Source organism: Cystobacter fuscus (assembly GCF_044360685.1).
GTDB classification, from domain to species: domain Bacteria; phylum Myxococcota; class Myxococcia; order Myxococcales; family Myxococcaceae; genus Cystobacter; species Cystobacter fuscus_C.
Genome location: NZ_CP043491.1, coordinates 1,816,025 through 1,837,550, shown reverse-complemented (window position 1 = coordinate 1,837,550; position 21,526 = coordinate 1,816,025). Strand labels below are relative to the sequence as shown.

The 21,526-nt window shown below is 68.0% G+C and carries 19 protein-coding genes and 1 pseudogene; 6 read left to right on the top strand and 14 right to left on the bottom strand.

Annotation, left to right across the window (positions count from 1 at the left end; all coding sequences use genetic code 11):
- The first annotated feature begins 134 nt into the window (after window positions 1-134).
- Window positions 135-767: a TetR/AcrR family transcriptional regulator gene (locus F0U63_RS07695; RefSeq protein WP_395845230.1), complete on the top strand. Its 633-nt coding sequence runs from the start codon at window positions 135-137 to the stop codon at window positions 765-767.
- Here F0U63_RS07695 and F0U63_RS07690 read toward each other — a convergent pair.
- Window positions 736-1,221, bottom strand: a complete 486-nt coding sequence (locus F0U63_RS07690; RefSeq protein WP_395845228.1) for a MarR family winged helix-turn-helix transcriptional regulator — start codon at window positions 1,219-1,221, stop codon at window positions 736-738. The genes F0U63_RS07695 and F0U63_RS07690 overlap by 32 nt on opposite strands.
- A gap of 47 nt (window positions 1,222-1,268) precedes the next feature.
- On the opposite strand from F0U63_RS07690, the gene F0U63_RS07685 reads away from it, so the two are divergent.
- The 3 genes from F0U63_RS07685 to F0U63_RS07675 all read left to right on the top strand — a co-directional run bounded on the left by F0U63_RS07685 (window position 1,269) and on the right by F0U63_RS07675 (window position 3,919).
- On the top strand, window positions 1,269-2,789 hold the full coding sequence (locus tag F0U63_RS07685; RefSeq protein ID WP_395845226.1) for an FAD-dependent oxidoreductase: 1,521 nt from the start codon (window positions 1,269-1,271) through the stop codon (window positions 2,787-2,789).
- Complete coding sequence (locus F0U63_RS07680; protein ID WP_395845224.1) at window positions 2,786-3,013, top strand: SDR family oxidoreductase; 228 nt, start codon at window positions 2,786-2,788, stop codon at window positions 3,011-3,013. Before F0U63_RS07685 ends, F0U63_RS07680 begins: the two co-directional genes overlap by 4 nt.
- Window positions 3,014-3,277: 264 nt before the next feature.
- Entirely contained in the window at window positions 3,278-3,919 is a 642-nt protein-coding gene (locus tag F0U63_RS07675; protein ID WP_395845222.1) for a hypothetical protein, read from the top strand.
- Between the two features lie 60 nt (window positions 3,920-3,979).
- Here the strand turns inward: F0U63_RS07675 and F0U63_RS07670 are convergent, their stop codons facing one another.
- Window positions 3,980-4,948 carry a DUF6310 domain-containing protein gene (locus F0U63_RS07670; RefSeq protein WP_395845220.1) on the bottom strand — a complete coding sequence of 323 codons (969 nt, stop codon included), beginning with the start codon at window positions 4,946-4,948 and terminating at the stop codon, window positions 3,980-3,982.
- A gap of 988 nt (window positions 4,949-5,936) precedes the next feature.
- Between F0U63_RS07670 and F0U63_RS07665 the strand changes: the two genes are divergently transcribed.
- On the top strand, window positions 5,937-6,290 hold the full coding sequence (locus F0U63_RS07665; RefSeq protein ID WP_395845218.1) for a Kelch repeat-containing protein: 354 nt from the start codon (window positions 5,937-5,939) through the stop codon (window positions 6,288-6,290).
- 32 nt (window positions 6,291-6,322) lie between these two features.
- Here the strand turns inward: F0U63_RS07665 and F0U63_RS07660 are convergent, their stop codons facing one another.
- Both F0U63_RS07660 and F0U63_RS07655 read right to left on the bottom strand, forming a co-directional pair.
- Window positions 6,323-8,482: an RCC1 repeat-containing protein gene (locus tag F0U63_RS07660; protein ID WP_395845216.1), complete on the bottom strand. Its 2,160-nt coding sequence runs from the start codon at window positions 8,480-8,482 to the stop codon at window positions 6,323-6,325.
- A 296-nt stretch (window positions 8,483-8,778) separates the two neighbouring features.
- Window positions 8,779-9,072 carry a DUF2917 domain-containing protein gene (locus F0U63_RS07655; RefSeq protein WP_395845214.1) on the bottom strand — a complete coding sequence of 98 codons (294 nt, stop codon included), beginning with the start codon at window positions 9,070-9,072 and terminating at the stop codon, window positions 8,779-8,781.
- A gap of 210 nt (window positions 9,073-9,282) precedes the next feature.
- On the opposite strand from F0U63_RS07655, the gene F0U63_RS07650 reads away from it, so the two are divergent.
- Window positions 9,283-10,716, top strand: a complete 1,434-nt coding sequence (locus F0U63_RS07650; protein WP_395845212.1) for a PLP-dependent aminotransferase family protein — start codon at window positions 9,283-9,285, stop codon at window positions 10,714-10,716.
- A 122-nt stretch (window positions 10,717-10,838) separates the two neighbouring features.
- Here F0U63_RS07650 and F0U63_RS07645 read toward each other — a convergent pair.
- From F0U63_RS07645 to F0U63_RS07600, 10 genes and pseudogenes are all read right to left on the bottom strand, one after another.
- A pseudogene (locus tag F0U63_RS07645) lies at window positions 10,839-12,142 on the bottom strand (IS4 family transposase).
- Window positions 12,143-12,655: 513 nt separating this feature from the next.
- Complete coding sequence (locus tag F0U63_RS07640; RefSeq protein WP_395845210.1) at window positions 12,656-14,392, bottom strand: RCC1 domain-containing protein; 1,737 nt, start codon at window positions 14,390-14,392, stop codon at window positions 12,656-12,658.
- 249 nt (window positions 14,393-14,641) lie between these two features.
- On the bottom strand, window positions 14,642-14,845 hold the full coding sequence (locus F0U63_RS07635) for a hypothetical protein (RefSeq protein WP_395845208.1): 204 nt from the start codon (window positions 14,843-14,845) through the stop codon (window positions 14,642-14,644).
- Between the two features lie 330 nt (window positions 14,846-15,175).
- Entirely contained in the window at window positions 15,176-15,730 is a 555-nt protein-coding gene (gene sufT, locus F0U63_RS07630) for a putative Fe-S cluster assembly protein SufT (protein WP_395845206.1), read from the bottom strand.
- A gap of 10 nt (window positions 15,731-15,740) precedes the next feature.
- The gene (sufU, locus tag F0U63_RS07625) at window positions 15,741-16,193 is read right to left on the bottom strand and encodes a Fe-S cluster assembly sulfur transfer protein SufU (protein WP_395845204.1); all 453 of its coding nucleotides are present in this window, start codon (window positions 16,191-16,193) and stop codon (window positions 15,741-15,743) included.
- On the bottom strand, window positions 16,190-17,419 hold the full coding sequence (locus F0U63_RS07620) for a SufS family cysteine desulfurase (protein WP_395845202.1): 1,230 nt from the start codon (window positions 17,417-17,419) through the stop codon (window positions 16,190-16,192). The genes sufU and F0U63_RS07620 overlap by 4 nt, the downstream gene beginning before the upstream one ends.
- On the bottom strand, window positions 17,416-18,741 hold the full coding sequence (gene sufD, locus F0U63_RS07615; RefSeq protein WP_395845200.1) for a Fe-S cluster assembly protein SufD: 1,326 nt from the start codon (window positions 18,739-18,741) through the stop codon (window positions 17,416-17,418). Before sufD ends, F0U63_RS07620 begins: the two co-directional genes overlap by 4 nt.
- Window positions 18,738-19,520 carry a Fe-S cluster assembly ATPase SufC gene (sufC, locus tag F0U63_RS07610; RefSeq protein WP_395845198.1) on the bottom strand — a complete coding sequence of 261 codons (783 nt, stop codon included), beginning with the start codon at window positions 19,518-19,520 and terminating at the stop codon, window positions 18,738-18,740. Before sufC ends, sufD begins: the two co-directional genes overlap by 4 nt.
- Window positions 19,517-20,953, bottom strand: a complete 1,437-nt coding sequence (gene sufB / locus F0U63_RS07605) for a Fe-S cluster assembly protein SufB (protein WP_395845196.1) — start codon at window positions 20,951-20,953, stop codon at window positions 19,517-19,519. The genes sufC and sufB overlap by 4 nt, the downstream gene beginning before the upstream one ends.
- Window positions 20,950-21,450, bottom strand: a complete 501-nt coding sequence (locus F0U63_RS07600; protein ID WP_395845194.1) for an SUF system Fe-S cluster assembly regulator — start codon at window positions 21,448-21,450, stop codon at window positions 20,950-20,952. Before F0U63_RS07600 ends, sufB begins: the two co-directional genes overlap by 4 nt.
- Between the last annotated feature and the right edge of the window lie 76 nt (window positions 21,451-21,526).

Genomic DNA, 21,526 nt, shown 5'->3' with positions numbered 1-21,526 from the left:
GGATTGATGCCGGCCACCCCTGCCAGCGTCAGGGCTCTGTCGCCCTTGCCACCGCGAAGCTGTCCTCGAAGAGGCGGTAACGAACGATCAGGCCGTTGCGTATCGTCAATCCCGGCTACAGAAACAGGGCCGACATGACGAAGCGAGGAAGACCCCGGAGTTTCGATCGCGATCTCGCACTGCGGCGCGCGTTGGAGGTGTTCTGGGCCAAGGGGTACGAAGGCGCACAGATCGCCGATCTCACCTTGGCCATGGGAATCAATCCACCGAGCTTCTACGCGGCCTTCGGTTCGAAGGAGGCCGCTTTTCGCGAGGCGCTCGAGTTGTATCTGGGCACGTCCGGTGCCGGCAGCATGCGAGTCCTGGACGAGGTGGCGACAGTCCAGGAGGCCATCGAGGCCATGTTGAGGGAGAGCGTGGAGAGCGCATTGGCCGCGCCCCTCGCGAAGGGCTGTCTGGTTGTCCTGGGGCTCGTCAACTGCGCTCCGGACAACGCGCCGCTCGGCGGCCACCTCGCGGAAATGAGGCACACCACCTTCAGGCGGATCCAGCAGCGAATCGAGCGGGGAGCGCGGGACGGAGACCTGCCCGCCCACGTCGACACCAAGGCCCTGGCCGCCTTCTATTGCACCGTCATGCAGGGCTTGTCGCTACGGGCCAGGGATGGAGCCTCTCGCGAGGAGCTCCTCGGCACGGTGACCTTGTCGATGGGCATCCTGAAAGCCCACAAAACCGTCAGGGGGCGGCCGTCGGCTCCTGGCTCATGATGTCGGCCAGCCTCCGCATCAACCGGACCAGTTCGTTGAAGTCCTTGAGCGTCCAGTCGCGGAACAACGTCAATGCCATTTGCTCGCGGGCGGCATCCAGGGCGTCCGTCGCCGCCTTCCCACGCGGGGTGATGATCGCCTCGCGTACCCTCTTGTCGGCCGAGCCCGCGCGGCGGTCGACGAGTCCGAGTTCCTCCAGCCTCGCCACCTGGCGGCTGACGGTGGTGTAGTCGCGCCCGACGCGGCCGGCGAGATCGCCCACGCCGATCGGCCCCATCCGCTCGACCAGGACGAGGAGCGGGAAGAGCGCACGCTCGAGCTTCAGGCCCGCCATCTCCAGCAACGCCACGTCGCGCTCAGGGCGGTTCATCACGATCACGATGTCGAGCAGCGCTCGATGCAGCTCGGGTAGGGACGCCTTGATATGTGCATCATGCACATTTTTCGTTGACACTCGCTCATCTCCTGTAGATAAGTGCATTCTACACATAGGAGGTGACTGTGGAAGAGCAAAGCCCGATCGCGGTATTGGTCTGCGGTGCCGGTGCCGCGGGTCTCACCCTCGCCATCGACCTGGCACGGAGGGGGGTACCATTCCGGCTGATCGAGAAGATGGATCGTCCGTTCCCCGGTTCGCGGGGCAAGGGGATCCAGCCGCGGACGCAGGAAGTGTTCGAGGATCTCGGCATCATCGACCGGCTCGTGGCGGCCGGCGGAGTCTACCCGCCGCCGCGGGAATATCGTGACGACGGCAGCCATGCCGAATCGGACATGGTCGAGCCGCACGAGCCGACACCGGCCGAGCCCTACCAGCTCGCGCTGATGGTCCCGCAGTTCCTGACCGAGCGGGTGATGCGCGAGCGGCTCGCCGAGTTCGGCCATCATGTCGAGTTCGGATGCGAGCTGGTCGGGTTCGAGCAGGACGAGGGCGGGGTGACGGCGCGCCTCGTGGGACCCGAGGGCGAGGAGACCGTGCGCGCCCGCTATCTCGTTGGGGCGGACGGAGGGCGCAGCTTCGTGCGAGGCGCGCTCGGCGTGGATTTTCCCGGCAAGACGCTGGGCGTGCGCGCCATGGTGGCGGATGTCCTGCTGACCGGGTTCGACCGTGAGGCCTGGCACCAGTTCAACAAGGGTGACATGGAGCGGCAGGTTTCTGTCTGCCCGCTCGCCGGAACCGACCTCTTCCAGCTCCAGGCCCCCATTCCGCTCGAGGGCGAGGTCGACCTCTCGGCCGAGGGGCTCGAGCGGATGGTCGCCAGTCGCACCGGTCGAAGCGGCATCCGCGTGCAGTCGATGTCGTGGGCGTCGGCCTACACGATGAATGCGCGGCTCGCTGAGCGCTATCGCGTCGGCCGGGTGTTCCTGGTCGGCGATGCCGCCCACATCCATCCGCCGACGGGAGGGCAGGGCCTCAATACCAGCGTCCAGGACGCCTACAATCTCGGATGGAAGCTCGCGGCGGTGCTCGGCGGCGCTTCGGAGCGCCTGCTCGACAGCTATGAGGAGGAGCGGCGCCCGGTCGCGGAGGCGGTGCTCGGCCTTTCGACCCGCCTGCTCGACGCGATGAAGCGCGGAGTGAACCGTCGAACCCGAGACGTCCATCAGCTCGACATCGGTTATCCGAAATCGTCGCTGGCCCTCGGGTCATCCGCGCGTCCCGGTGGTTTGTTGGCCGGAGCTCGTGCACCGGACGCGCCCCTGCGCGGAGCCGCTGGCTGCTCCCGACGCCTGTTCGAGCTGTTCGCTGGCCCGCACTGGACGCTGGTGGGTTTCGAAACAAAGCCAGACATCATCGCGCCACGACGCGGACTGCGCATCCACGAGGTCGGGGCCGGCCGCGAGCTGTCGGACGAAGCGGGGCATCTGCGCGAGGCCTACGGTCTTGCTCCTGGCGAGTGGGTGCTCGTGCGGCCAGATGGCTATGTCGGCGCGATCGTCGCCTCCGAGGACGCCCCTACGCTCGACAGCTATCTCGCGCGGGTGGGTCTGGCGGAGCAAGGAGCAGAAGTGAGGACGGCATGAACCTGGAACTGGCAGGCAAGGTGTTCATCGCCCAACCTTTTCGCGACCGACCGCATCAAGCACATCCTCTGCGACAAGGAACCGCCCGTGGCGGGATCGCCTTGGAGCGCCTCGGCGAGCCCGCGAAGCTGGGGCGGATGGCAACCGTCCTGCTGTCCCCGGTCGCCGCCTACGTCACGGGGGCGGTGATCTCGATCGACGGTGGGCAGTTGAGGTCGCTCTAGCCGCTTCAAGCGTCGTCCTTGTCCTCCGGGGAGGCGGTCACGGCGGGGTGGCGGCGGCCGAGCTTGCGATAGAGCGTCTTGCGATCCACGCCGATGTGGGAAGCGACGCATAGGGTGAATAGAAGGCCTCTGCGGGCAAGCAAGCTTCTCTCATGCGGCCAGCCGAATGCCCGGGGATGCACACAAACTGCGGGAGAGCCACTGAAACGGCTCAGGCCCAGGAGTAGCTCGCAGGCTCGCGCGAGGGAAGGTTATGCTTTCGCCATGGGCGTGACCTTCTTCTGGCTATCTCTCTGCATCCCCCCCGAGCACTCCTCCGGAGTTGCCTCACGCTTCGCCGCTGCTGTTGCCGCCTCGCCCGTGAGCCCGACTGCGCGCCAGGTCCTAGACCGCTGGCGCAAGACCCCAAGTTCCCTTTCTCCCAAGGCTGTTCCCGATCCTGCCCATCCTGGCTATTGGACGGAATCTGAAGGGACCGAAGAGTTCGAGGAACTCTTCCGCCCGGAGGCGCTGAATGCATTCGGGCAGGGATTCATCAGAACGGGCGCGGAAGCGAACGGCTGGGGCATCGAGTTCAACGCGGAGAATGGCGGCCTAATCATTACCGACCGCATCCCAGCCGCCGCCGCCTTGTACTACGGGTTGGGGGCAGAACAAGCGGCATGCCTGCCCGGCCACTTCGGCGCCTTCTTCGTAGCCCCGAGCAATATTAGCGAACTTCTACCAGCCTTGGATGCCGTGCTCGAACGCCCCTCCCCGGAGATGCTCGCGCGGGCCCAGAGCTGGCTGAAACGAGGGAACAATGAGCGCGTCCGCCCCGAGGCCCTGTTCTCCTTCGTTCCCCGCGCCCTCCGGACAGCCCAGGTGCGGCGAGAAGGAGTATTGCTGCTCACGGCCAAGGGATGACGAGAAGGTTGTCTTCGTCCCCCGGAGACCCTGCGCGTGGCCGCGCAGCTAGTGCGGCCGTCAGCGTTTACACCCCGTCACGACGACTCTGATCCGCAGGCCCGCCGCTTCCAGCGCCGCCATCAGCGCGGCCTTGTGCGCCTCGGTGCTAACCCCGACCGTGAAGTCATACCCACAGGCCAGCGCAATTCGGCTCTCTTCCTCAAATTCCTCTAGCTCGTCTGCAACCACCTGCTTTTTGACGAACTCGTTGTACGTGTCGAACTCGTCGGTCTTGATCTCCCACAGCCCCCGGACCCCGACTTGCAGCGCGTCGAAGGCCTTGCCGTCTACAACCGCATCCATTCCGGGGTAGCGGTTGGGCGGATACCAGTCCGCGCAGTCGTTGTGAGCCTTGTCACCGCCTCGGTGCTTCTCCGGAATGACCTCGCACCTGCGGCGGCGCTCCTTGTCCGTGGGCTCGGGTGGCAGCGGGGGTGGCCAGTTCTCTCCCGTCGGCTCTGGCTTGGGCCGCCGCTTCTTCTGCGGCTCCTGTGGGGCGGGCTTCGTCTCTGCCACCGGCCGCGCTTCCGGCACCGGCCGCGCTTCCGGCACCGGCCGCGTAGGCAAGGGCCGCACCTGGGGACGGCCCCTCTTCTCGTACGCCTCCAGCGCCTCTGAAATCGCGAAGCCCACCACCACCACGCCCGTAATGATGACGGCTCCCACGACGATTTCCGGCGCCGCCAAGACGCAAACGCCGAGCCCCACCGCCGCAGCCCCAGCGGAGGCCACGGAGCACCGCCCCATGGTGTCCCTGAACTGGACTCGCTCCTGGTCGAGCGCGTGAAAACACCGCTCCACCAGCACAGACCACGGCTGGGAGGCCTTCTCGACGACGCACTGCCCTCCGTCCGTCCAGGGCAGCGTCGCCGCCCGTTGAAGGTTGGCGAGCCTCGGGTCTCGGGCCGCTGGCTCTCTTGGGCTCGGCGCTGACGTAGCGCAGGCGGAGACATAGAGCAGAAGTGCGATGCACGCGCGGAAACACATGGCTACATCCTCCAATCGGGTCCTGGTGGGGCCGTTCGGAGCATGGAAGCGCGCCCCGACAGCGATGGACGAGCACGCGGGGAGAGTGGCACACGGCAGCCGCAGCTCGGGCTTGTGGAGGGCTCCCTTACCGTGGTTGGGTGATAATGAGATTGTAGACAGCCCAGAGGAAGGGAAACAGCGCGGCGCTGCCTCCGAGGAGCCAGTGGGCCAGCAGTTTCTTCATCATCGGGTCGAACATGGACACGTCCTTTCGCCAAGCGAGGTAGGGAATTCGATCTGCCGTACACCGCGCCTGTGCCATCCACGTGTGCCACGACTCGTAAAATCTGTCGCGTCTACCTCCCTGCTCCAGCCCGCCGCCCAGCAACAGGGCCCCCATTCCGCCTATACGCGAAGCGCAGCACAGAGAAGGTGTCAAAGAGTTCGTTCTGACACCTCTCTTCCCTCAAGCGGGGACGGAGGCGGGCCCATAGAAGGAGAACCTCTCCTTGGCCGCGGCGGTGGAGGAGCCGAGGAAGCAGAGGACAGCGCGGGTGGATGGGGCCGGGCTGCTGCGCAGGACGTTCGCACGGGACATGTTCGCCTGTCCGCAGTGTGGAAACGCGGCGTCGGGCGGAAACACGAAGGGCGCGACGGCAGGCGACGGCCCCTTCGGGGCAGCGGCGGGTCGGCGGGGGCGGTCCATGACCCTGGGGTAGCACGTCCGTGCCCCACCGTCGCGCACCCGGTAGGCAGCGCGGTGCGGGCAGGAGACCTGCCTCTGTCGACAAATCGTCTCAGGGACTGTTTTAACTCGAAGTCTCCACACCCCGAAAGCGTGAGCCCCATGCGCCACCTCTCCCTGGCAGCGACTCCGTCGCGCGCCGCAGCCCCGGCCCCCTGGCATCGTCCCTGCCCAGGCCCCCTGGCAGCAGCGCTCGCGCTCGCGCTCCTCGCCTGCGGGCCCGGGCCGGAGCACGAAGGAGATGGGAAACAGGCTGGGGTGATGGGGCGCCCCCTCACGGCTTCCATGGGGTCGGTCCGGACGGAGCACGCGGCGACGCTGCTGGCCGACGGCCGGGTGCTCGTGGTGGGCGGGACGGGCCCCAGCGGCGAACTCGTCACGGCCGAGGTGTACGACCCGGCCACCCACACGTGGTCCGCCACCGGCTCGCTCGCGGTGCTGCGCCGTCACCACACGGCGACCTTGCTCAACGACGGCAGGGTGCTCGTGGTGGGCGGGACGGGGAGCAGCGGCAACGTCGCCCTCGCGGAGCTGTATGACCCGGCCACCGGGACGTGGTCCCCAGGAGGTGTCAGAGAACTTGTTCCGCTCCCTCGCCGCCTACGAATCGTCTGACACCTCTCAGGGGGTCTGACACCTCTCAGGGCTCAGGGAGTCAGCAGGTCCGGCAGGACGACCCGAGCCGGGGTGGTATGCAGGGTCGAGCCACCATCTCCCGCCTGGCCATGGATGGCACCGCCCCACGCGCGCAGCGTGCCATCCGCGAGCAGGGCCACTGACCCCGAGCGCCCCGCCGTGAGTGCGCTCGCACCCGACAGAGCGCCCACCGGCCCGGGGACGGCACGATCCACCGTCGTGCCATCTCCGAGCTGGGCGTTGAGGTTGTTGCCCCAGGCCCACACCGAGCCATCCCCCAGCACCGCCAGCGTATGGAACATTCCCGCCGCCACGCCCACCACACTCGAGAGGCCCGGCACCAGGATGGGGGAAACGCGGTCCACCTTCGTGCCATCTCCGAGGAGTCCAAAGGCGTTGCCACCCCAGGCCCACAGCGTGCCGTCCTCGCGCACCGCGAGGGAGAAACCACCTCCCGCCACGAGGGTCCGGATGTCCACCAGCCCTGGCACCTGCACGGGCGAGAGCCGCTGCTGCCGCGTTCCATCCCCGAGCTGTCCGGTGCCATTGGAGCCCCAGGCCCACACCGTACCGTCCGCGCGCAGTGCCAGTGCGTGGCTCCCGCCCGCCGAGATCGCCACCACGTCCGTGAGCCCCACCACCTGCACGGGCGAGAGCCGCTGCTGCCGCGTTCCATCCCCGAGCTGTCCGGTGCCATTGGAGCCCCAGGCCCACACCGTGCCGTCCGCGCGCAGCGCCAGCGAGAAACTGGCGCCAGCCGCGAGGTCCACCACCTGGGAGAGCCCCGGCACCTGGAGCGGCCGGGACCGGGACGTACTCGTTCCATCCCCGAGCTGTCCGGTGCCATTGGAGCCCCAGGCCCACACCGTGCCGTCCGCGCCCAGGGCCAGCGAATGCACGCTGCCCGACGAGATCGCCACCATGTTCGTGAGGCCCGGCACCTGCACGGGCGTGTGATTCGGTCCCAGCCGGCCAAGCTGCCCGAATTCATTGGAGCCCCAGGCCCACACCGTGCCGTCCGCGCGCAGCGCCAGCACGTGGACATCGTTCGACTTGACGGAGAGCACACCCGAGAGCCCCTTCACCACCACGGGAGCGAGCCGCAGCTCCGAGCCCGTCCCCAGAACGCCCATCGTGTTGTGGCCCCAGCTCCACACGGCTCCATCCGGACGCACCGCGAAGGTGCCCACCTCGCCCGCGGCGATGGCGCGCACGGCATGCAGGCCTTGCACCTGCTGGGGCGTGGGGCTCGAGCGCACCGTTCCATGCCCGAGCTGTCCGTGGACATTGCTGCCCCAGGTCCACACCGTGCCGGGCCAGCGCAGCGCCACCGAGTGTGACTCTCCTGCGGCGATGGCCGTCACGTCCATGAGCCCCGGCACCCGCCCGGCAGAGGCGCTGCGCGGCACGGATGCGTCCTGTCCGAGCTGGCCTTTGCCATTGCCGCCCCAGGCCCACACCGTGCCGTCCGCGCCCAGGGCCAGCGAATGCACGCCGCCCGCCGAGATCGCCACCACGTTCGTGAGGCCCGGCACCCGCGCGGGCGCGAACCGGCTCACCCACGTGCCATCTCCGAGCTGCCCCTGGTTGTTGAGACCCCAGGCCCACACCGTCCCATCCTCATGCAACGCCAGGGAATGGGAGCCTCCCGCCGACACGGCCACCATCCCGGAGACCCCGGGAACCTGGGCGGGCGTCATCTGGTTGGAGCCGGACGGGAGGCCAAGCTGACCGGAGCCATTGCCGCCCCAGGCCCAGACGGTGCCATCCTCGCGCAGCGCCAGGGCATGGACCCTCGACATGGCCACATCCACCACGTCCACGAGGCCCGGCATCTGCCCGGGCGTGGGCCGAAAGAAGATCCCCGCGCTTCCGAGCAGGCCCGAGAAGTTGGAGCCCCAGGTCCAGACGGTCCCGTCCTGGCGCAAGGCCACGGAGGCCTCGACCCCCGTCCCCACTTCCACCACGCCCGTGAGCCCCAGAACCGGCACGGGAATGGAGGCAGAGCGCATGCTCCCGTCTCCGAGCTGCCCGAGCGAGTTGTTACCCCAGGCCCAGACCGAGCCATCGGAGCGCACGGTGAGCGTATGGTATTGATTGGAGGAGATGAGGCTCCCCGCCAGGGGATGGCGCGCATGCGGGGGTCGGCTCCAGGCGCTCCCCGCGATCATCAAGACTCCACACAGGAGCGCCCCCAGGGCGTTCCCCCCGCCTCTCATCAACCGAAGCATCAGCTCTCCAATCGGGTTTGGACTTCCCCCGGCTCGAAGCAGCGGGCGTGCCAACCGACTGCCCGCCTCCCCTGCCCTCGGAGGAGCCGCGTACGAAGACCGGGCCAGGCGGAAGAAGTGACGTTTTGCGTCCGACACGTGACGCATTCGGACACCTGGCTCCTGAACCTCCGAGGAGAACCTCATGGACGGTGGTGGAGGTGGATTCCGCCTACCACCTCCCGCCCGCGCGGTTTTCAGGGTTCGCTCGGGCCGAAGCGTGCCCGACGCAGCGCCTGCACCACCACCAGCCCCGGACCGTCCAGCCGGACCGAGCCCCCCGCCTCCACCACGGTGTCGCTCGGGTCCCCCTCGTGGGTGAGCCAGAGCAGGCCCTCGCGGCAGGTGAGCCGCAGCCCCCCCGCCCGCAGGCGGTGACTCCACACCGAGCCCTCGTCGAGCACCACCTGCTCCAGCCCCTTCGTTTTTCCTCGCGTCGTCCGGTGCGGCCTCACTGCCTGCCACAGTCCTCGGAGCATCGCTGTTGCCATCACTGTTCCTCCTTCAATGGAGAACCATGCGCCCGCGGCCTGGATCAGAACAGATTCAGACAGGTTGAATTGTGAGGGGTACAGTTGTGGCGGGATGAACTGTACTGGTTCCCCGCCTGCTCAGCTGTGTCTGGGCGGGCGAGGCCCCACTGGCTATGTGTTCGCGGTGGGACACGGTCGTGAGTCCCGGAGGAGGGAGGACCCTTGGGCATGGCAATGGAGGAGGCCTCGCGGCCCCGGCGTTATGAGCAGGTCGCCGAGCGGCTCGCGGAGGCCATGGCCGCCGGCACGCTGCGACCCGGGGACAGGCTGCCCTCGGTGCGACAGCTCAGCCTGCGCGAGCGGGTAAGCATCTCCACCGTCCTCCAGGCGTACCTCCACCTGGAGTCGCTCGGCCTCGTGGAGACGCGGCCCCAGTCCGGCCACTACGTGCGCCGCCGCGAGCGCCCCCGCCCCGAGGAGCCTCGCGTCTCCCGTCCTCCCACCACCGCCAGACCTCCCAGCAACAGCGCCCTCGTCGCCCGCGTGTACCGGGCCGCCCGTGACGAGCGGATGGTGCAGCTCGGCGCCGCCGTGCCCACGCCCGAGCTGCTGCCCGGCCCGCGCCTGCACCGCGACATGGTGATGCTGTCGCGCCAGCGCCCCGACGCCATCGGCTACGACATGCCCCCCGGCTGCCTGGAGTTGCGCCGCCAGGTGGCCCGCCGTGCGCTGGATTGGGGCTGCTCGCTGTCCCCCGACGACTTCATCACCACCTGCGGCGCCACCGAGGCCGTCTACCTCAGCCTCGCCACCGTGGCCCGCGCGGGCGACACCGTCGCGGTCGAGTCCCCCGCCTACTACGGCACCCTCCAGGCCATGGAATCGCTCGGCCTGCGCGCGCTGGAGCTTCCCACCCACCCGAGGCATGGCCTGGAGCTGGACGCGCTGGAGGCCGCCCTCGACAAGCGCCGCGTGGCCGCCGTGCTGGTGGTGCCCAGCTTCAGCAACCCGCTCGGCGCCTGCATGCCCGAGGAGAACCGCGCCCGCCTCGTGGCGATGCTCGCCCGGCGCGAGATTCCCCTCATCGAGGACGATCTCTACGGCGACCTGCACTACGGCCTGGAGCGCGCCCGCACCTGCAAGTCGTTCGACCGCGAGGGGCTGGTGCTGCTGTGCGGCTCGGTGTCCAAGACGCTCGCGCCGGGTTTCCGGGTGGGGTGGGTGGCGCCAGGTCGATTCCAGGAGCGCCTCGAGCTGCTCAAGTTCGCCCACTCGGTGGCCACGCCCACGCTGCCGCAGCTCGCGGTGGCGCGCTTCCTCGCCAGTGGCGGCTATGACAAGCACCTGCGCACGCTGCGGCGGCAGCTCGCCTCGCAGGTGGAGCGGATGACGGAGGCCATCTGCGAGCACTTCCCCGAGGGCACCCGCGTCTCACGCCCCTCGGGCGGCTCACTGCTGTGGGTGGAGCTACCGCCCACCGTGGACGCGCTCGTCCTGCACGCGCGGGCGCTGGAGGCGGGCATCAGCATCGCGCCGGGGCACATCTTCTCCGCGCAGCCCCGTTACACCCACTGCATCCGCCTCAACTGCGGGCAGGCCTGGAGCCCCCGCCTGGAAGCCGCCATGGCCACCCTCGGAAGTCTCGCGCGCGCTCTCACATAGAGCCTGGCCATGATTGCCATTGAACGCGCGCGATTGCCGTCCGACCTGCCGCTCGTGCGGGAGTTGGTTCGCGAGTACGCCGAAAGCCTGGGCATCGACTTGGGCGTTCAGGACCACCCCTTTCAAGGTCCCTTGAGCACGCGCGCTGTTGCCACATGTTTGCGCGCGACTACCCCGGCACATAGCCTTTTTTCACCTTCTTCTTGGCTGCTCGGGGATGTTCGCGCAACGTAGAGAGCCTGACCTTCTTCGCCAGTTCCAGAAGTGTCTCACTCAACTGCTCGGCGGACTGGATTTCTTTCTCTCTCCAGTCCTCCGGTTCCACCACCATCATCATCCCACCGTAGGCGAACTTCACTTCGGTCGCGATGTAGTAGGTAGACACTTGCACGTTGGCTGCTTCCAAGTCATGGCTGGCCTCCACCGCTGACTTCACCACCGACAGCACGTTGTAGGCCAGCACCGCCACCCCAAAGGCCAATAGCGCAGCTCGCGGCCGTCCCAGACTCCTCACCTCGCTCTCGAGCACCGCCTCCAACTCTCCAAACATCCCCTCAATCTTCCAACGCTTCCTGTACAGCTCCGCTACTTCCAGAGCGTTCAGCTTCTCCTCGGGCACATTCGTGAGCAGCCGGATGACTGTCTCCCCGTCCTCCGTTGGCTCCTCCAGGTGCACCTCAATCCGTCTCAACTCCAACGGCGCATCCCCCTCCACGCGCACAGCTTGCTCGAAGACACGCCCTGTCCCTCCTCGTGTCTTCTCTTGCTTCTCTCCCCGCGCGGTCGGATTGGGGGGCACTCCATGCTCTCGGATGATGAAGGCCGCTCTCGTCTCATGCACCGCGCGTAGTATCCGGCTCGTGCAGAAGTTCCTATCGGCCAGCCACAACTCGCCCTCCCGCACTCGCTCCAGCACCGGCCCCATCAAGGCGCGCTCCTGAGCATGTGCATCCTCCGCGGGCACTACATCCACCACCAAGCCCACCACGGGCGCGTACATCACCAAGGACTGTCCGGGCAGGGCCGCTCCTCGGAATTCTCTCAACGCCTTGAGCCGCTTCTCGCTGGCCGGCAGGTGGTTGCCATCCAAGACTCGCACCTGGTAGCCCGCTGCCCATGGCTCCTGCTTCTTCATGGGCCGCACCACCGGCAACAGTCTCTCCGCGCTCCCTTGTACCAGCGCTCGCACCACCTGGGGCTCGGTGCGATTGACTTTGTCGTAGAGCGCCGCCAGCGAGACGGTCAAGTCTGGGTTGGACTGCGCCGCGGCGTGCAGCGACGGCCGCAATCCCAGCGCCACCAGCCCCATCAAGTCCACCACCGAGGAGAAGAGCAGCTCTCGCGTGTACTGCCTGTCTCGCTGTGCTTCAAATACCTCATCAATCCACTGTGAACTCAACGCATGCTCGAGCGTGCGGCGCACCATCACCGTGACGGGACTGCGCTGCGTGAAACGCTCCACGAGTTCGTTCAGGGCCACGTTCATTCCTCCTCGTACGGGCGCGAGGAATTCGTCTTGGCCGTCCGCCGCTTCGGACCCACCTCCGCCCAGGTGGGCAGTCACCTTCCCACTTGACCGCTATGGTAGCACCCTCCACATGACCTTGAAAGTGGTGGCTTTCAGGACTTCCACGTCGAACGTCCTCCTGAGCGCCTTCACCGCGCCGTACAGCCCGTCCCCGTCCGCGCGCGATCGCCGAGAGACCCCGCGCGGCCGCGGCGAGGACGAGCTCCTCGGTGTGCGAGGCGCCCCGGAGGAACGAGAAGTTCGATGGCACAGCAGCTCGGCGTACACGTCCGCCACCCTACTGAGCAGCCGTTCAGGATTGGAAGGTCCGCCCCAGTAGGTATGGACAGGCGACCCGAGGTGTCTGATCACCCCCAGGTGGGTCGGGGGAGCCGACTTCGCGAGTTCCTCGGGAGGGAATGCACCTTGGAGTTACTGGACGCTGACGGTGCCCGGAGCCTGCACGGCGGTCAGGCTGCCATAGGGGTAGTCCGGGTTGCCGAGTTCAGCGCCCTGGCCCCCCCACCCCCATACGCTCCCATCCTGCTTGATCGCCACGGTGTGGTCGAGGCCACTTTGGAGCGCGACCGCGCCGGACAACACCGTCACGCGCGTGGGAACGGTACGGGAGTTCCTCGTGCCGTCGCCCAATAGACCCGTACCGTTGTAGCCCCAGGCCCACCACGAGCCATCCGAGCGCAGGGCGAAGGATGACCCATACAGGGACGCCTCAAGGTGGCTCACGCCGGTCAGTCCAGGAATCTGCACGGGGGTGCTTCGCATGGTCGTGGATCCATCACCCAGTTGCCCGGAACCGTTCACGCCCCACACCCAGACGGTTCCATCCTGTTTCAGGATCATCGAGTAGAAGACGCCCGCCACGAGACCCGTCACTCCCGAGACCTGGGTGACCTGGATGGGCACGCCAGACGCACTCATGGAACCATCGCCCAACTGGCCGTGGGCGTTATGGCCCCAGGTCCAGACGGTCCCATCCGACTTCAAGGCCATGGAGTGATCGGCCCCCGCGGAGATGGCCGTCACACCCGAGAGGGCCGAGACCTGGACCGGAATGGCGCTATTCTGCCAGCGTCCATCCCCAAGCTCTCCATAGCCACCGAGGCCCCACGCCCAGACAGTTCCGTCCCGCTTCAAGGCGAGGGAGTGAGAGTCGATTGCGATGGCCACCACGTCCGACAGGCCGATTACCTGGACCGGGGTGCTGCGATTGACCGTGGTCCCGTCTCCCAGCTGGCCATATGAATTGTCTCCCCAGGACCATACCGTTCCGTCCTGTTTCAGCGCGAGGGCGTTGGACCAACCCGCCGCCACCGCCTTGACCTGGGTGAGCCCGGCCACCTGGACCGGAGACTTCTGGGCGACCCCCGAGCCATCTCCCAACTGGCCGGACTCACTGCTTCCATAAGCCCAGACCGTGCCGTCCTGCCGGACCTGGAGGCTGAATGCCCCTCCCGCCGCGATGCGCGTGGACAACTGGGCGGCCGTGGGGGCCGGGACATGCACCGCGAAGGCGAGGTCGTCGCGGTCATTGTACGCCCCCAGCGAGCAGCTGCCCGCGGAGCTGCCATAGCGGAAGGCGGCGCGCACCGCCTGGGTGCTCCCTCCGGAGGGCAGGAGGTAATTGAACTTCAACGTCTGCGCCCCCGCGCCCGCCGGCACCAGGGTGGTGAGGTGGGTCCATACGGGATGGCTCGCATCCGCCGCGGCGTACAAATCCAGGGCGTCGGACGTGTAGCCACTCCAGGCCCACACCTCCACCTCGAGCGTCACCTGCTTGCCCGGCGCCAGGGGGGCGCCATCCACGGTGTAGAGCTTCACCCGCTCGATGGACTCATCGCTCCTGTAGCCGCCACTGGAGTCATCCGCGCAGGAGCTCCCCAGGGTGTTGGGCGCATTGCGCTCGGGCCCCACACCGCCACGTCCCGTGACGAGGCTCACGGTGTCGCAGCCCGACACCACCCCCGTGCACCGGGGCACCTTCAACTCCGCGTCATAGACCGCCCCGGCCATCAACGGCGCCACGGTCCCCCCCACATCCTCCGCCGGTCCCGCCTCCACGCTCCCCATGTCTTCTGGCTGTCCACACGCCACGGCCATGAAGGCAGACAGCACCACCGCCCCCGCTCCACACTTGTTGTTGCGCTTCATGAAAGTACTCCCCCTTGGAAAAGCAAATAGCCTTTGCTGCGCGCAGGATCGCGGCTCTCCCCATCGAGACTCGAATGACAAGGAATTGAGCGCATTCGTCCGCGCGAGTGGGCAGCCTTGTACAGAGCTTCCGCCCGCGTGGCTTCCGCCAGTCCGCCAAGACATTCACTCGACGCGACAGGGGCGCGGGTCGAGTCTCTACTGCGGAGGGGATCGGGGACAGTGCTTCAAGGGGGCGTTCACCCCGGGCTATTGCCTCTTCCCCGGAGCGCTCCGCGCCGGGTCCCGTGAAGGGGCGTAGCGGGCAAGCCAGAAGAGCAGCACCCCGCCGATCACCCAGGGGCCGATGAACAGCAGGACGAGGCCGACGAGCAGGCCCCGCTTCGACTCGCGGGCGGCCACGAACGCCGCCAGGACATCGAGGCTCGGCTCGGGCAGGGAGCCGAGATCCATGAGGACGTGGTGCTGCTCCTCGGAAGAGGCCGGGGCGGAGCCCGGATTCGACCTGGACCTGGTGACGTACTGCCGGAGGCGGCCCTGCTCCTCGCGACCCTTCGAGCATTGGGCACGAAAGCCTCCATGCCTCCGTGACGGAAGGCGTGAGGTTGGCGGCTCCAAGTCCTTGGCGACCTGGGGGACGCTCTTGCCTCCTTAGCGCACCAGTCGGACCGCCTCGGCCTTGAACTCCGCGTTGAAGCTCCGCCTCTTCCTTCTCTCCATGGACACTACCTCCCGTGCAGCCGACTTACGAGGTATGTCCACAAAAACGGCTCAGGCCCAGAACTACATCCAGCCCAGCTCCAGGCGCGCCACGTCGGACATGCGGCTCTGGTCCCACGGGGGATCCCACACGAGCTGCACGTCCGCCTCCGCCACCCCGGGCAGGCCGCTCACCTTGCGCCGCACGTCGTCCACCAGCACCGGGCCCATGCCACACCCGGGCGCCGTCACCGTCATCTGGATCTCGACCTTGTTCCCACCTTCCGGCAGGGGCGTGCTCTTGCACTCGTACACGAGCCCCAGCTCCACGATGTTCACCGGAATCTCCGGATCGTACACCGTGCGCAGCTGCTCCCAGACGCTCTCCGGGTCGAACTCCCCGCTCTGGGGCTGGGCCTCGGCGGGCTTCGCGTTCTGCTTCTGGTAGTCCTCGCCCAGCACCTCGACGTCCTTCTCGTCGATGCGCATGAGCTGCCCGTAGTCACCCTGCACGGTCACGTTGCCGCCGAGCGTCTGGAGCACCCGCACCTCGGTGCCGGCGGGAACCACCACCCGCTCGCCGCTGGGGATCATCGTCACCTCGCAGTCGCGTGCGAGCGGTGTCTGTAGCCCTCTCATCTGTCCCTCCCTATTCCGTCGACACCGAGGCGTCCTTGCCCTCGAGCGCCGCGCGCAACGCATGCCAGGCCAGGCTCGCGCACTTCACGCGCGAGGGGAATTCACTCACCCCGGAGAGCACCGCCAGCTTGCCCAGCGCCTCCAGGTCCAGGCCCTCGGGGCCCTCCGTCACCAGCCGGTGCACCAGCTCGAAGAGCCGCTCGGCGTCCGCCCGCGACAGCTCCTTCACCGCGCCCGTCATCAACGACGCCGAGGCGCGGGAGATGGCACACCCCTGCCCCACGAAGCCCACGTCCCGGATGACGTCGCCGTCCATGCGCAGCGTCACGGTGAGCTGATCCCCACACAGCGGGTTGTAGCCATCCGCGCGCCGGTTGGCGCCTTCCACCTCGCGGAAGTTGCGCGGACGCTTGCCGTGCTCCAGCACCATCTCCTGGTAGAGGTCCTGCAGTTCCGAACTCATGCGAACACCTCCCGCACCTTGTGCAGCCCGCGCACCAGCGCGTCGATGTCCTCGCGCGTGTTGTACAGAGCCAGGGACGCGCGCACCGTGGCCGCCACGCCGAAGCACGCCAGCAGCGGCTGCGCGCAGTGGTGCCCCGCCCGGATGGCCACGCCCTCGCGGTCCAGGATGGTGCCCACGTCGTGCGCGTGCACGTCCTCCATCAGGAAGGACAGCACCCCCGAGCGCTCCCGCGCCCGGCCCATGAGCCGCAACCCCGGCACGCTCTCCAGAGCCTTCGTGCCGTACTCCAGCAGCTCCTGGTCGTGCGCCGCGATGGCCTCGCGCCCCACCGAGTCGAGGTAGTCCAGCGCCGCCGCCAGCCCCACCGCGCCCGAGATGTTCGGAGTCCCCGCCTCCAGGCGGTAGGGCAGCCGGTTGTAGACGGTCTTCTCCATCGTCACGGTGAGGATCATGTCCCCACCGCCCTGCCAGGGCGGAAGCGACTCGAGCATCTGGGCCTTGCCGTACAACACGCCGATGCCCGTGGGGCCGAACATCTTGTGCCCGGAGAACGCGTAGAAGTCGCAGTCCAGGTCCTGCACGTCCACGCGGAAGTGCTGCATCGCCTGGGCACCATCCACGAGCACGGGCACGCCCCGCGCGTGCGCCCGCCGGGTGATGTCCTTGATGGGATTCACCGTGCCGAGCGCGTTGGACACATGCGTCACCGCGAGCAGGCGTGTGCGCTCGGTGAGCAGCGTGTCGAGCTGCTCCAGCCGCAGCTCCCCGTTCTCGTCCACCGGCACCATCTTGAGCGTGGCGCCCACGTGCTGGCAGAGCATCTGCCAGGGCACGATGTCCGAGTGGTGCTCCATGGCGGTGATGAGCACCTCGTCGCCCGGGCCCACCTTGGAGCGGCCATACGTCTGCGCCACCAGGTTGATGGCCTCGGTGCAGCCGCGCACGAAGATGATCTCCTTCGTCTCGCGCGCGTTGATGAAGCGGCGCACCCGCTCGCGAGCGCCCTCATACGCCTGGGTGGAGCGCTCGGAGAGCGCGTGCACGCCGCGGTGCACGTTGGCGTTGTCGTGCGTGTAGTAGCGCACCAGGGCGTCGATGACGGCCTGGGGCTTCTGCGTGGTGGCCGCGCTGTCGAGGTACACCAGCGGCCTTCCCCGGACCTCCTGGTGGAGGATGGGGAAGTCGGCGCGGATGCGCGCCATGTCCAGGGTTGATCCACTCATGCCCGACCCTCCTTCGCTCCGGGGAGCTTCCGCGTCAGCAGCTCCTCCACCTGGGTGCGCAGCGACGCCAGGGGGATGGCGCTCACCACCTCCGTGGCGAAGGCGAGCGTCAACAGCCGCTCCGCCTCGCCCCGGGGAATGCCTCGCGAGCGCAGATAGAACAGCGCCTGCTCGTCCAGCCGGCCCACCGTCGCGCCGTGCGCGCACTTCACGTCATCCGCGAGGATCTCCAGCTGGGGCCTCGCCTCCGCCGACGCCGTCTCCGACAGGAGGAGGTTGCGGTTGTTCTGCCGCGCGTCGGTGTGCTGCGCGTCCGGGCGCACCATCACCTTGCCGTGGAAGGTGCCCCGGGCGTTGTCGTCCAGCACGCCCTTGTACAGCTCGCGGCTGGTGCAGTCCGGCTGCGCGTGGTCCAGGTTCGTCCACTGGTCCAGGTGCTGCGTGCCATGGCCCACGTACAACCCGTTGAGCGTGGCCTCACCGCCCCGGTCCTTGAAGAGCGCATGCACCTCGTTGCGCGCGAGCGCGCCGCCGAGCGAGAGCACATGCGAGGCGAAGCGGCTGTCCCGTCCCTGCTCCACGTGCAGCGAGCCGATGTGGAAGGCCACCTCGGACTCGGCCTGGAGCTTGAGGTGCGTCACCCGCGCGCCATCCCCGAGCACCACCTCCGTCACCGCGTTGGTGAAGGACACGCCGGGCGACACGCCCACGTAGCTCTCCACGAGCGTCAGCTCACTGTTCTCCCCGGCGCGCACCACCACCCGCGGGCTCGCCAGCGACAGCGTGGCCACGCCGCGCGAGAGGAAGAGCAGCTGCACGGGATCCGCGCACACCGTGCCGGGCGCCACGTCCACCCATGCGCCCTCCTCCAGCAGCGCCACGTTGAGCGCGGTGAAGGCACTCGACGCCGCGCGGGCCCGCTGGCCCACCAGCTCCTCCAGTGGTGCGCCCTCCCCGAGCGCCTCGCGCAGGCTGCGCACCTGGAGCCCCTCGGGCAGGCCGTCCAGCCGGGACAGCTCGCGCACGAAGCGCCCATCCACGAACACCAGCCGCGCACCGGGGCCCGGCAGGCGTTGCAGCTCCACCGCCGCCTCCATGCTCGCCTCGTGCACGGTGTGAACGGGGCAGAAGGACTGGCAGCTCACGGGGGACACGTTCGTGTACTTCCAGTCCTCGTTGCGCGAGGTGGGAAATCCCTGGCGCGCGAGCTGCTCGATGCCGTCCTGCCGCAGCGCGCGCAGCCACGCGGGAGCCCCCGCGGCGCGCTCCGCCTGGAAGCGCTCGGCCAGGTCGAGGTAGTAGCGCAGCCCCTCGTCCGTCACGGCCGGGCCTCCTTGCCCACCGGGGCCTTGCCGTCGTTAAGCCACGCGTAGCCCTTCTTCTCCAGCTCCAGCGCCAGCTCCCGCCCGCCCGTGCGCACGATGAGCCCACCGGCCAGCACCGACACCCGGTCCGGCACCACGTACTCGAGCAGCCGCTGATAGTGGGTGATGACGAGCATGCTGCGCTCGGGCGTGCGCAGCGCGTTGATGCCCCCGGAGACGATCCGCAGCGCGTCGATGTCCAGGCCCGAGTCCGTCTCGTCGAGCACCGCCAGCTTCGGCTCCAGCACCGCCATCTGGAAGATCTCGTTGCGCTTCTTCTCGCCGCCGGAGAAGCCCTCGTTCACCGAGCGCTGCATGAACGCCTGATCCAGCTCCACGAGCTTGGACTTCTCACGCGCGAGCTTGAGGAAGTCCATGGCGTCCAGCTCCTCCTTGCCCTCGGCGCGCCGCCGGGCGTTGAGCGCCGTGCGCAGGAAGTGCAGGTTGCCCACGCCCGGAATCTCCACCGGGTACTGGAAGGCCATGAACACGCCCGCGTGGGCGCGCGCCTCGGGCGGCATCGCGAGCAAGTCATTCCCGTCGAAGAGCACCTCGCCCTTCGTCACCTCGTACGTCTCGCGGCCGGAGAGCACCTGCGACAGCGTGCTCTTGCCCGAGCCGTTGGGCCCCATGATGGCGTGAACCTCCCCGGGCATGAGCTCCAGGTTGATTCCCTTGAGGACCTCGCGACCCGCCACGCGCACGTGCAGGTCCTTGATGCTGAGCAGCGGCTTCATCCCACGCTTCCTTCCAGGCTCACACTGAGCAGCTTCTGCGCTTCCACGGCGAACTCCATGGGCAGCTCCTTGAAGACCTGCCGGCAGAAGCCATTGACGATCATCGATACGGCGTCTTCCTTCGAGATGCCCCGCTGCTGGCAGTAGAAGAGCTGGTCCTCGCCGATCTTCGACGTGGACGCCTCGTGCTCCACCTGCGCCGAGGCGTTCTTCACCTCGATGTACGGCAGCGTGTGGGCGCCGCACTTGCTGCCGAGCAAGAGCGAGTCGCACTGGGTGTAGTTGCGCGCGCCCTCGGCGCTCTTGAGCACCTTCACGAGGCCCCGGTAGGTGTTCTGCCCGCGGCCCGCGGAGATGCCCTTGGACACGATGGTGCTCTTCGTGTTGCGGCCCAGGTGGATCATCTTCGTGCCCGTGTCCGCCTGCTGGCGGTGGTTGGCGAGCGCCACCGAGTAGAACTCGCCCACCGAGTCATCCCCCTTGAGGATGACGCTCGGGTACTTCCAGGTGATGGCCGAGCCGGTCTCCACCTGCGTCCAGGAGATCTTCGCGCGGTGGTGCGCGATGCCGCGCTTGGTGACGAAGTTGTAGATGCCGCCGCGGCCCTGCTCGTCCCCGGGGTACCAGTTCTGCACCGTGGAGTACTTGATGGTGGCCCCGTCCAACGCCACGAGCTCCACCACGGCGGCGTGGAGCTGGTTGGTGTCGCGCTGGGGCGCGGTGCAGCCCTCGAGGTAGCTCACGGTGGAGCCCTCGTCGGCGACGATGAGGGTGCGCTCGAACTGGCCGGTGTTCTCCGCGTTGATGCGGAAGTAGGTGGACAGCTCCATGGGGCAGCGCACGCCCTTGGGGATGTAGACGAACGAGCCGTCGCTGAAGACGGCCGAGTTGAGGGCCGCGAAGTAGTTGTCCGAGTGCGGCACCACCGTGCCCAGGTACTTCCTCACCAGCTCCGGGTGCTCGCGCACGGCCTCGGAGAAGGAGCAGAAGATGACGCCCGCCTTGGCCAGCTTGTCCTTGAAGGTGGTGGCCACGGAGACGGAGTCGAACACGGCGTCCACCGCCACGTTCTGCAGGCGCTTCTGCTCCTCGAGCGGGATGCCGAGCTTGGCGTAGGTCTTGAGCAGCTCGGGGTCCACCTGGTCCAGGCTGTCGAGCTTCGGCTTCTGCTTGGGCGCCGAGTAATAGATGATGTCCTGGTAGTCGATGGGCGCGTACTCCACCTTCTGCCAGCGGGGCTCCTTGAGGGTGAGCCAGTGGCGGTAGGCGCGCAGACGCCACTCGAGCATGAACTCCGGCTCGTTCTTCTTGGCGGAGATGATGCGGATGATGTCTTCGTTGAGCCCGCGGGGGATGGTCTCGGACTCGATGGCGGTGACGAAGCCGGCCTCATAGGGGCGCTTCGTGAGTTCCTGCAGGGTCTGGGTGCTCATGATGGGGTTCCTCGCAGGGAGACCGGGATGGGAGCCGGGGAAGGAGCGGCGGGGTGATCCGCCATGGGAGAGAGGCGCGAGACGGGGGCGCAGAGGTCGGCGAGGGTCAGCCGGCCGAGCGCGTCCTGGAGGGCACGGTTGATGATGCGCCAGTGGCCACGGACCCGGCAGACGGTCTCCAGCTCGCACGGACCGCTGGCGTGCGGGATGCCATGGGCACCGCACTCGGTGAAGGCGACCGGGCCCTCGAGCGCGGCGATGATCTCCGTGAGGAGGATGCCCTGGGCGGGCCGGGACAGACCGTAGCCGCCGCTGGCACCCCGGTGGGACACGAGGAGCCCCGAGCCCTGCAGGCCCTTGAGCACCTTGCTCACCGAGGGCAGGGGCACATGGGTACATGCCGCCAGTTCCTTCGCCGTACGCGTCTCGCCCGAGGCACGTGCCAGCTCGGTCAGCAGCACGATGCCGTAGTCGGTCATCTTGCTCATCCGGAGCATTCGGAATCTCTCCCACCAGGGGGGCGCCCGGACTGCCCGGGGGACACCGCCGCGTCACGGGCTTTTAAACAGGACC

Coding starts and splice junctions, on each gene's coding strand:
- F0U63_RS07640 (WP_395845210.1), bottom strand. CDS start 14,392: ATGAAGCGCAACAACAAGTGTGGAGCGGGGGCGGTGGTGCTGTCTGCC.
- F0U63_RS07650 (WP_395845212.1), top strand. CDS start 9,283: ATGGCAATGGAGGAGGCCTCGCGGCCCCGGCGTTATGAGCAGGTCGCC.
- F0U63_RS07680 (WP_395845224.1), top strand. CDS start 2,786: ATGAACCTGGAACTGGCAGGCAAGGTGTTCATCGCCCAACCTTTTCGC.
- F0U63_RS07665 (WP_395845218.1), top strand. CDS start 5,937: ATGGGGCGCCCCCTCACGGCTTCCATGGGGTCGGTCCGGACGGAGCAC.
- F0U63_RS07670 (WP_395845220.1), bottom strand. CDS start 4,948: ATGTGTTTCCGCGCGTGCATCGCACTTCTGCTCTATGTCTCCGCCTGC.
- F0U63_RS07635 (WP_395845208.1), bottom strand. CDS start 14,845: ATGGATCTCGGCTCCCTGCCCGAGCCGAGCCTCGATGTCCTGGCGGCG.
- F0U63_RS07695 (WP_395845230.1), top strand. CDS start 135: ATGACGAAGCGAGGAAGACCCCGGAGTTTCGATCGCGATCTCGCACTG.
- F0U63_RS07655 (WP_395845214.1), bottom strand. CDS start 9,072: ATGGCAACAGCGATGCTCCGAGGACTGTGGCAGGCAGTGAGGCCGCAC.
- F0U63_RS07675 (WP_395845222.1), top strand. CDS start 3,278: ATGGGCGTGACCTTCTTCTGGCTATCTCTCTGCATCCCCCCCGAGCAC.
- F0U63_RS07600 (WP_395845194.1), bottom strand. CDS start 21,450: ATGCTCCGGATGAGCAAGATGACCGACTACGGCATCGTGCTGCTGACC.
- sufB (WP_395845196.1), bottom strand. CDS start 20,953: ATGAGCACCCAGACCCTGCAGGAACTCACGAAGCGCCCCTATGAGGCC.
- F0U63_RS07660 (WP_395845216.1), bottom strand. CDS start 8,482: ATGATCGCGGGGAGCGCCTGGAGCCGACCCCCGCATGCGCGCCATCCC.
- sufC (WP_395845198.1), bottom strand. CDS start 19,520: ATGAAGCCGCTGCTCAGCATCAAGGACCTGCACGTGCGCGTGGCGGGT.
- sufU (WP_395845204.1), bottom strand. CDS start 16,193: ATGAGTTCGGAACTGCAGGACCTCTACCAGGAGATGGTGCTGGAGCAC.
- sufT (WP_395845206.1), bottom strand. CDS start 15,730: ATGAGAGGGCTACAGACACCGCTCGCACGCGACTGCGAGGTGACGATG.
- F0U63_RS07620 (WP_395845202.1), bottom strand. CDS start 17,419: ATGAGTGGATCAACCCTGGACATGGCGCGCATCCGCGCCGACTTCCCC.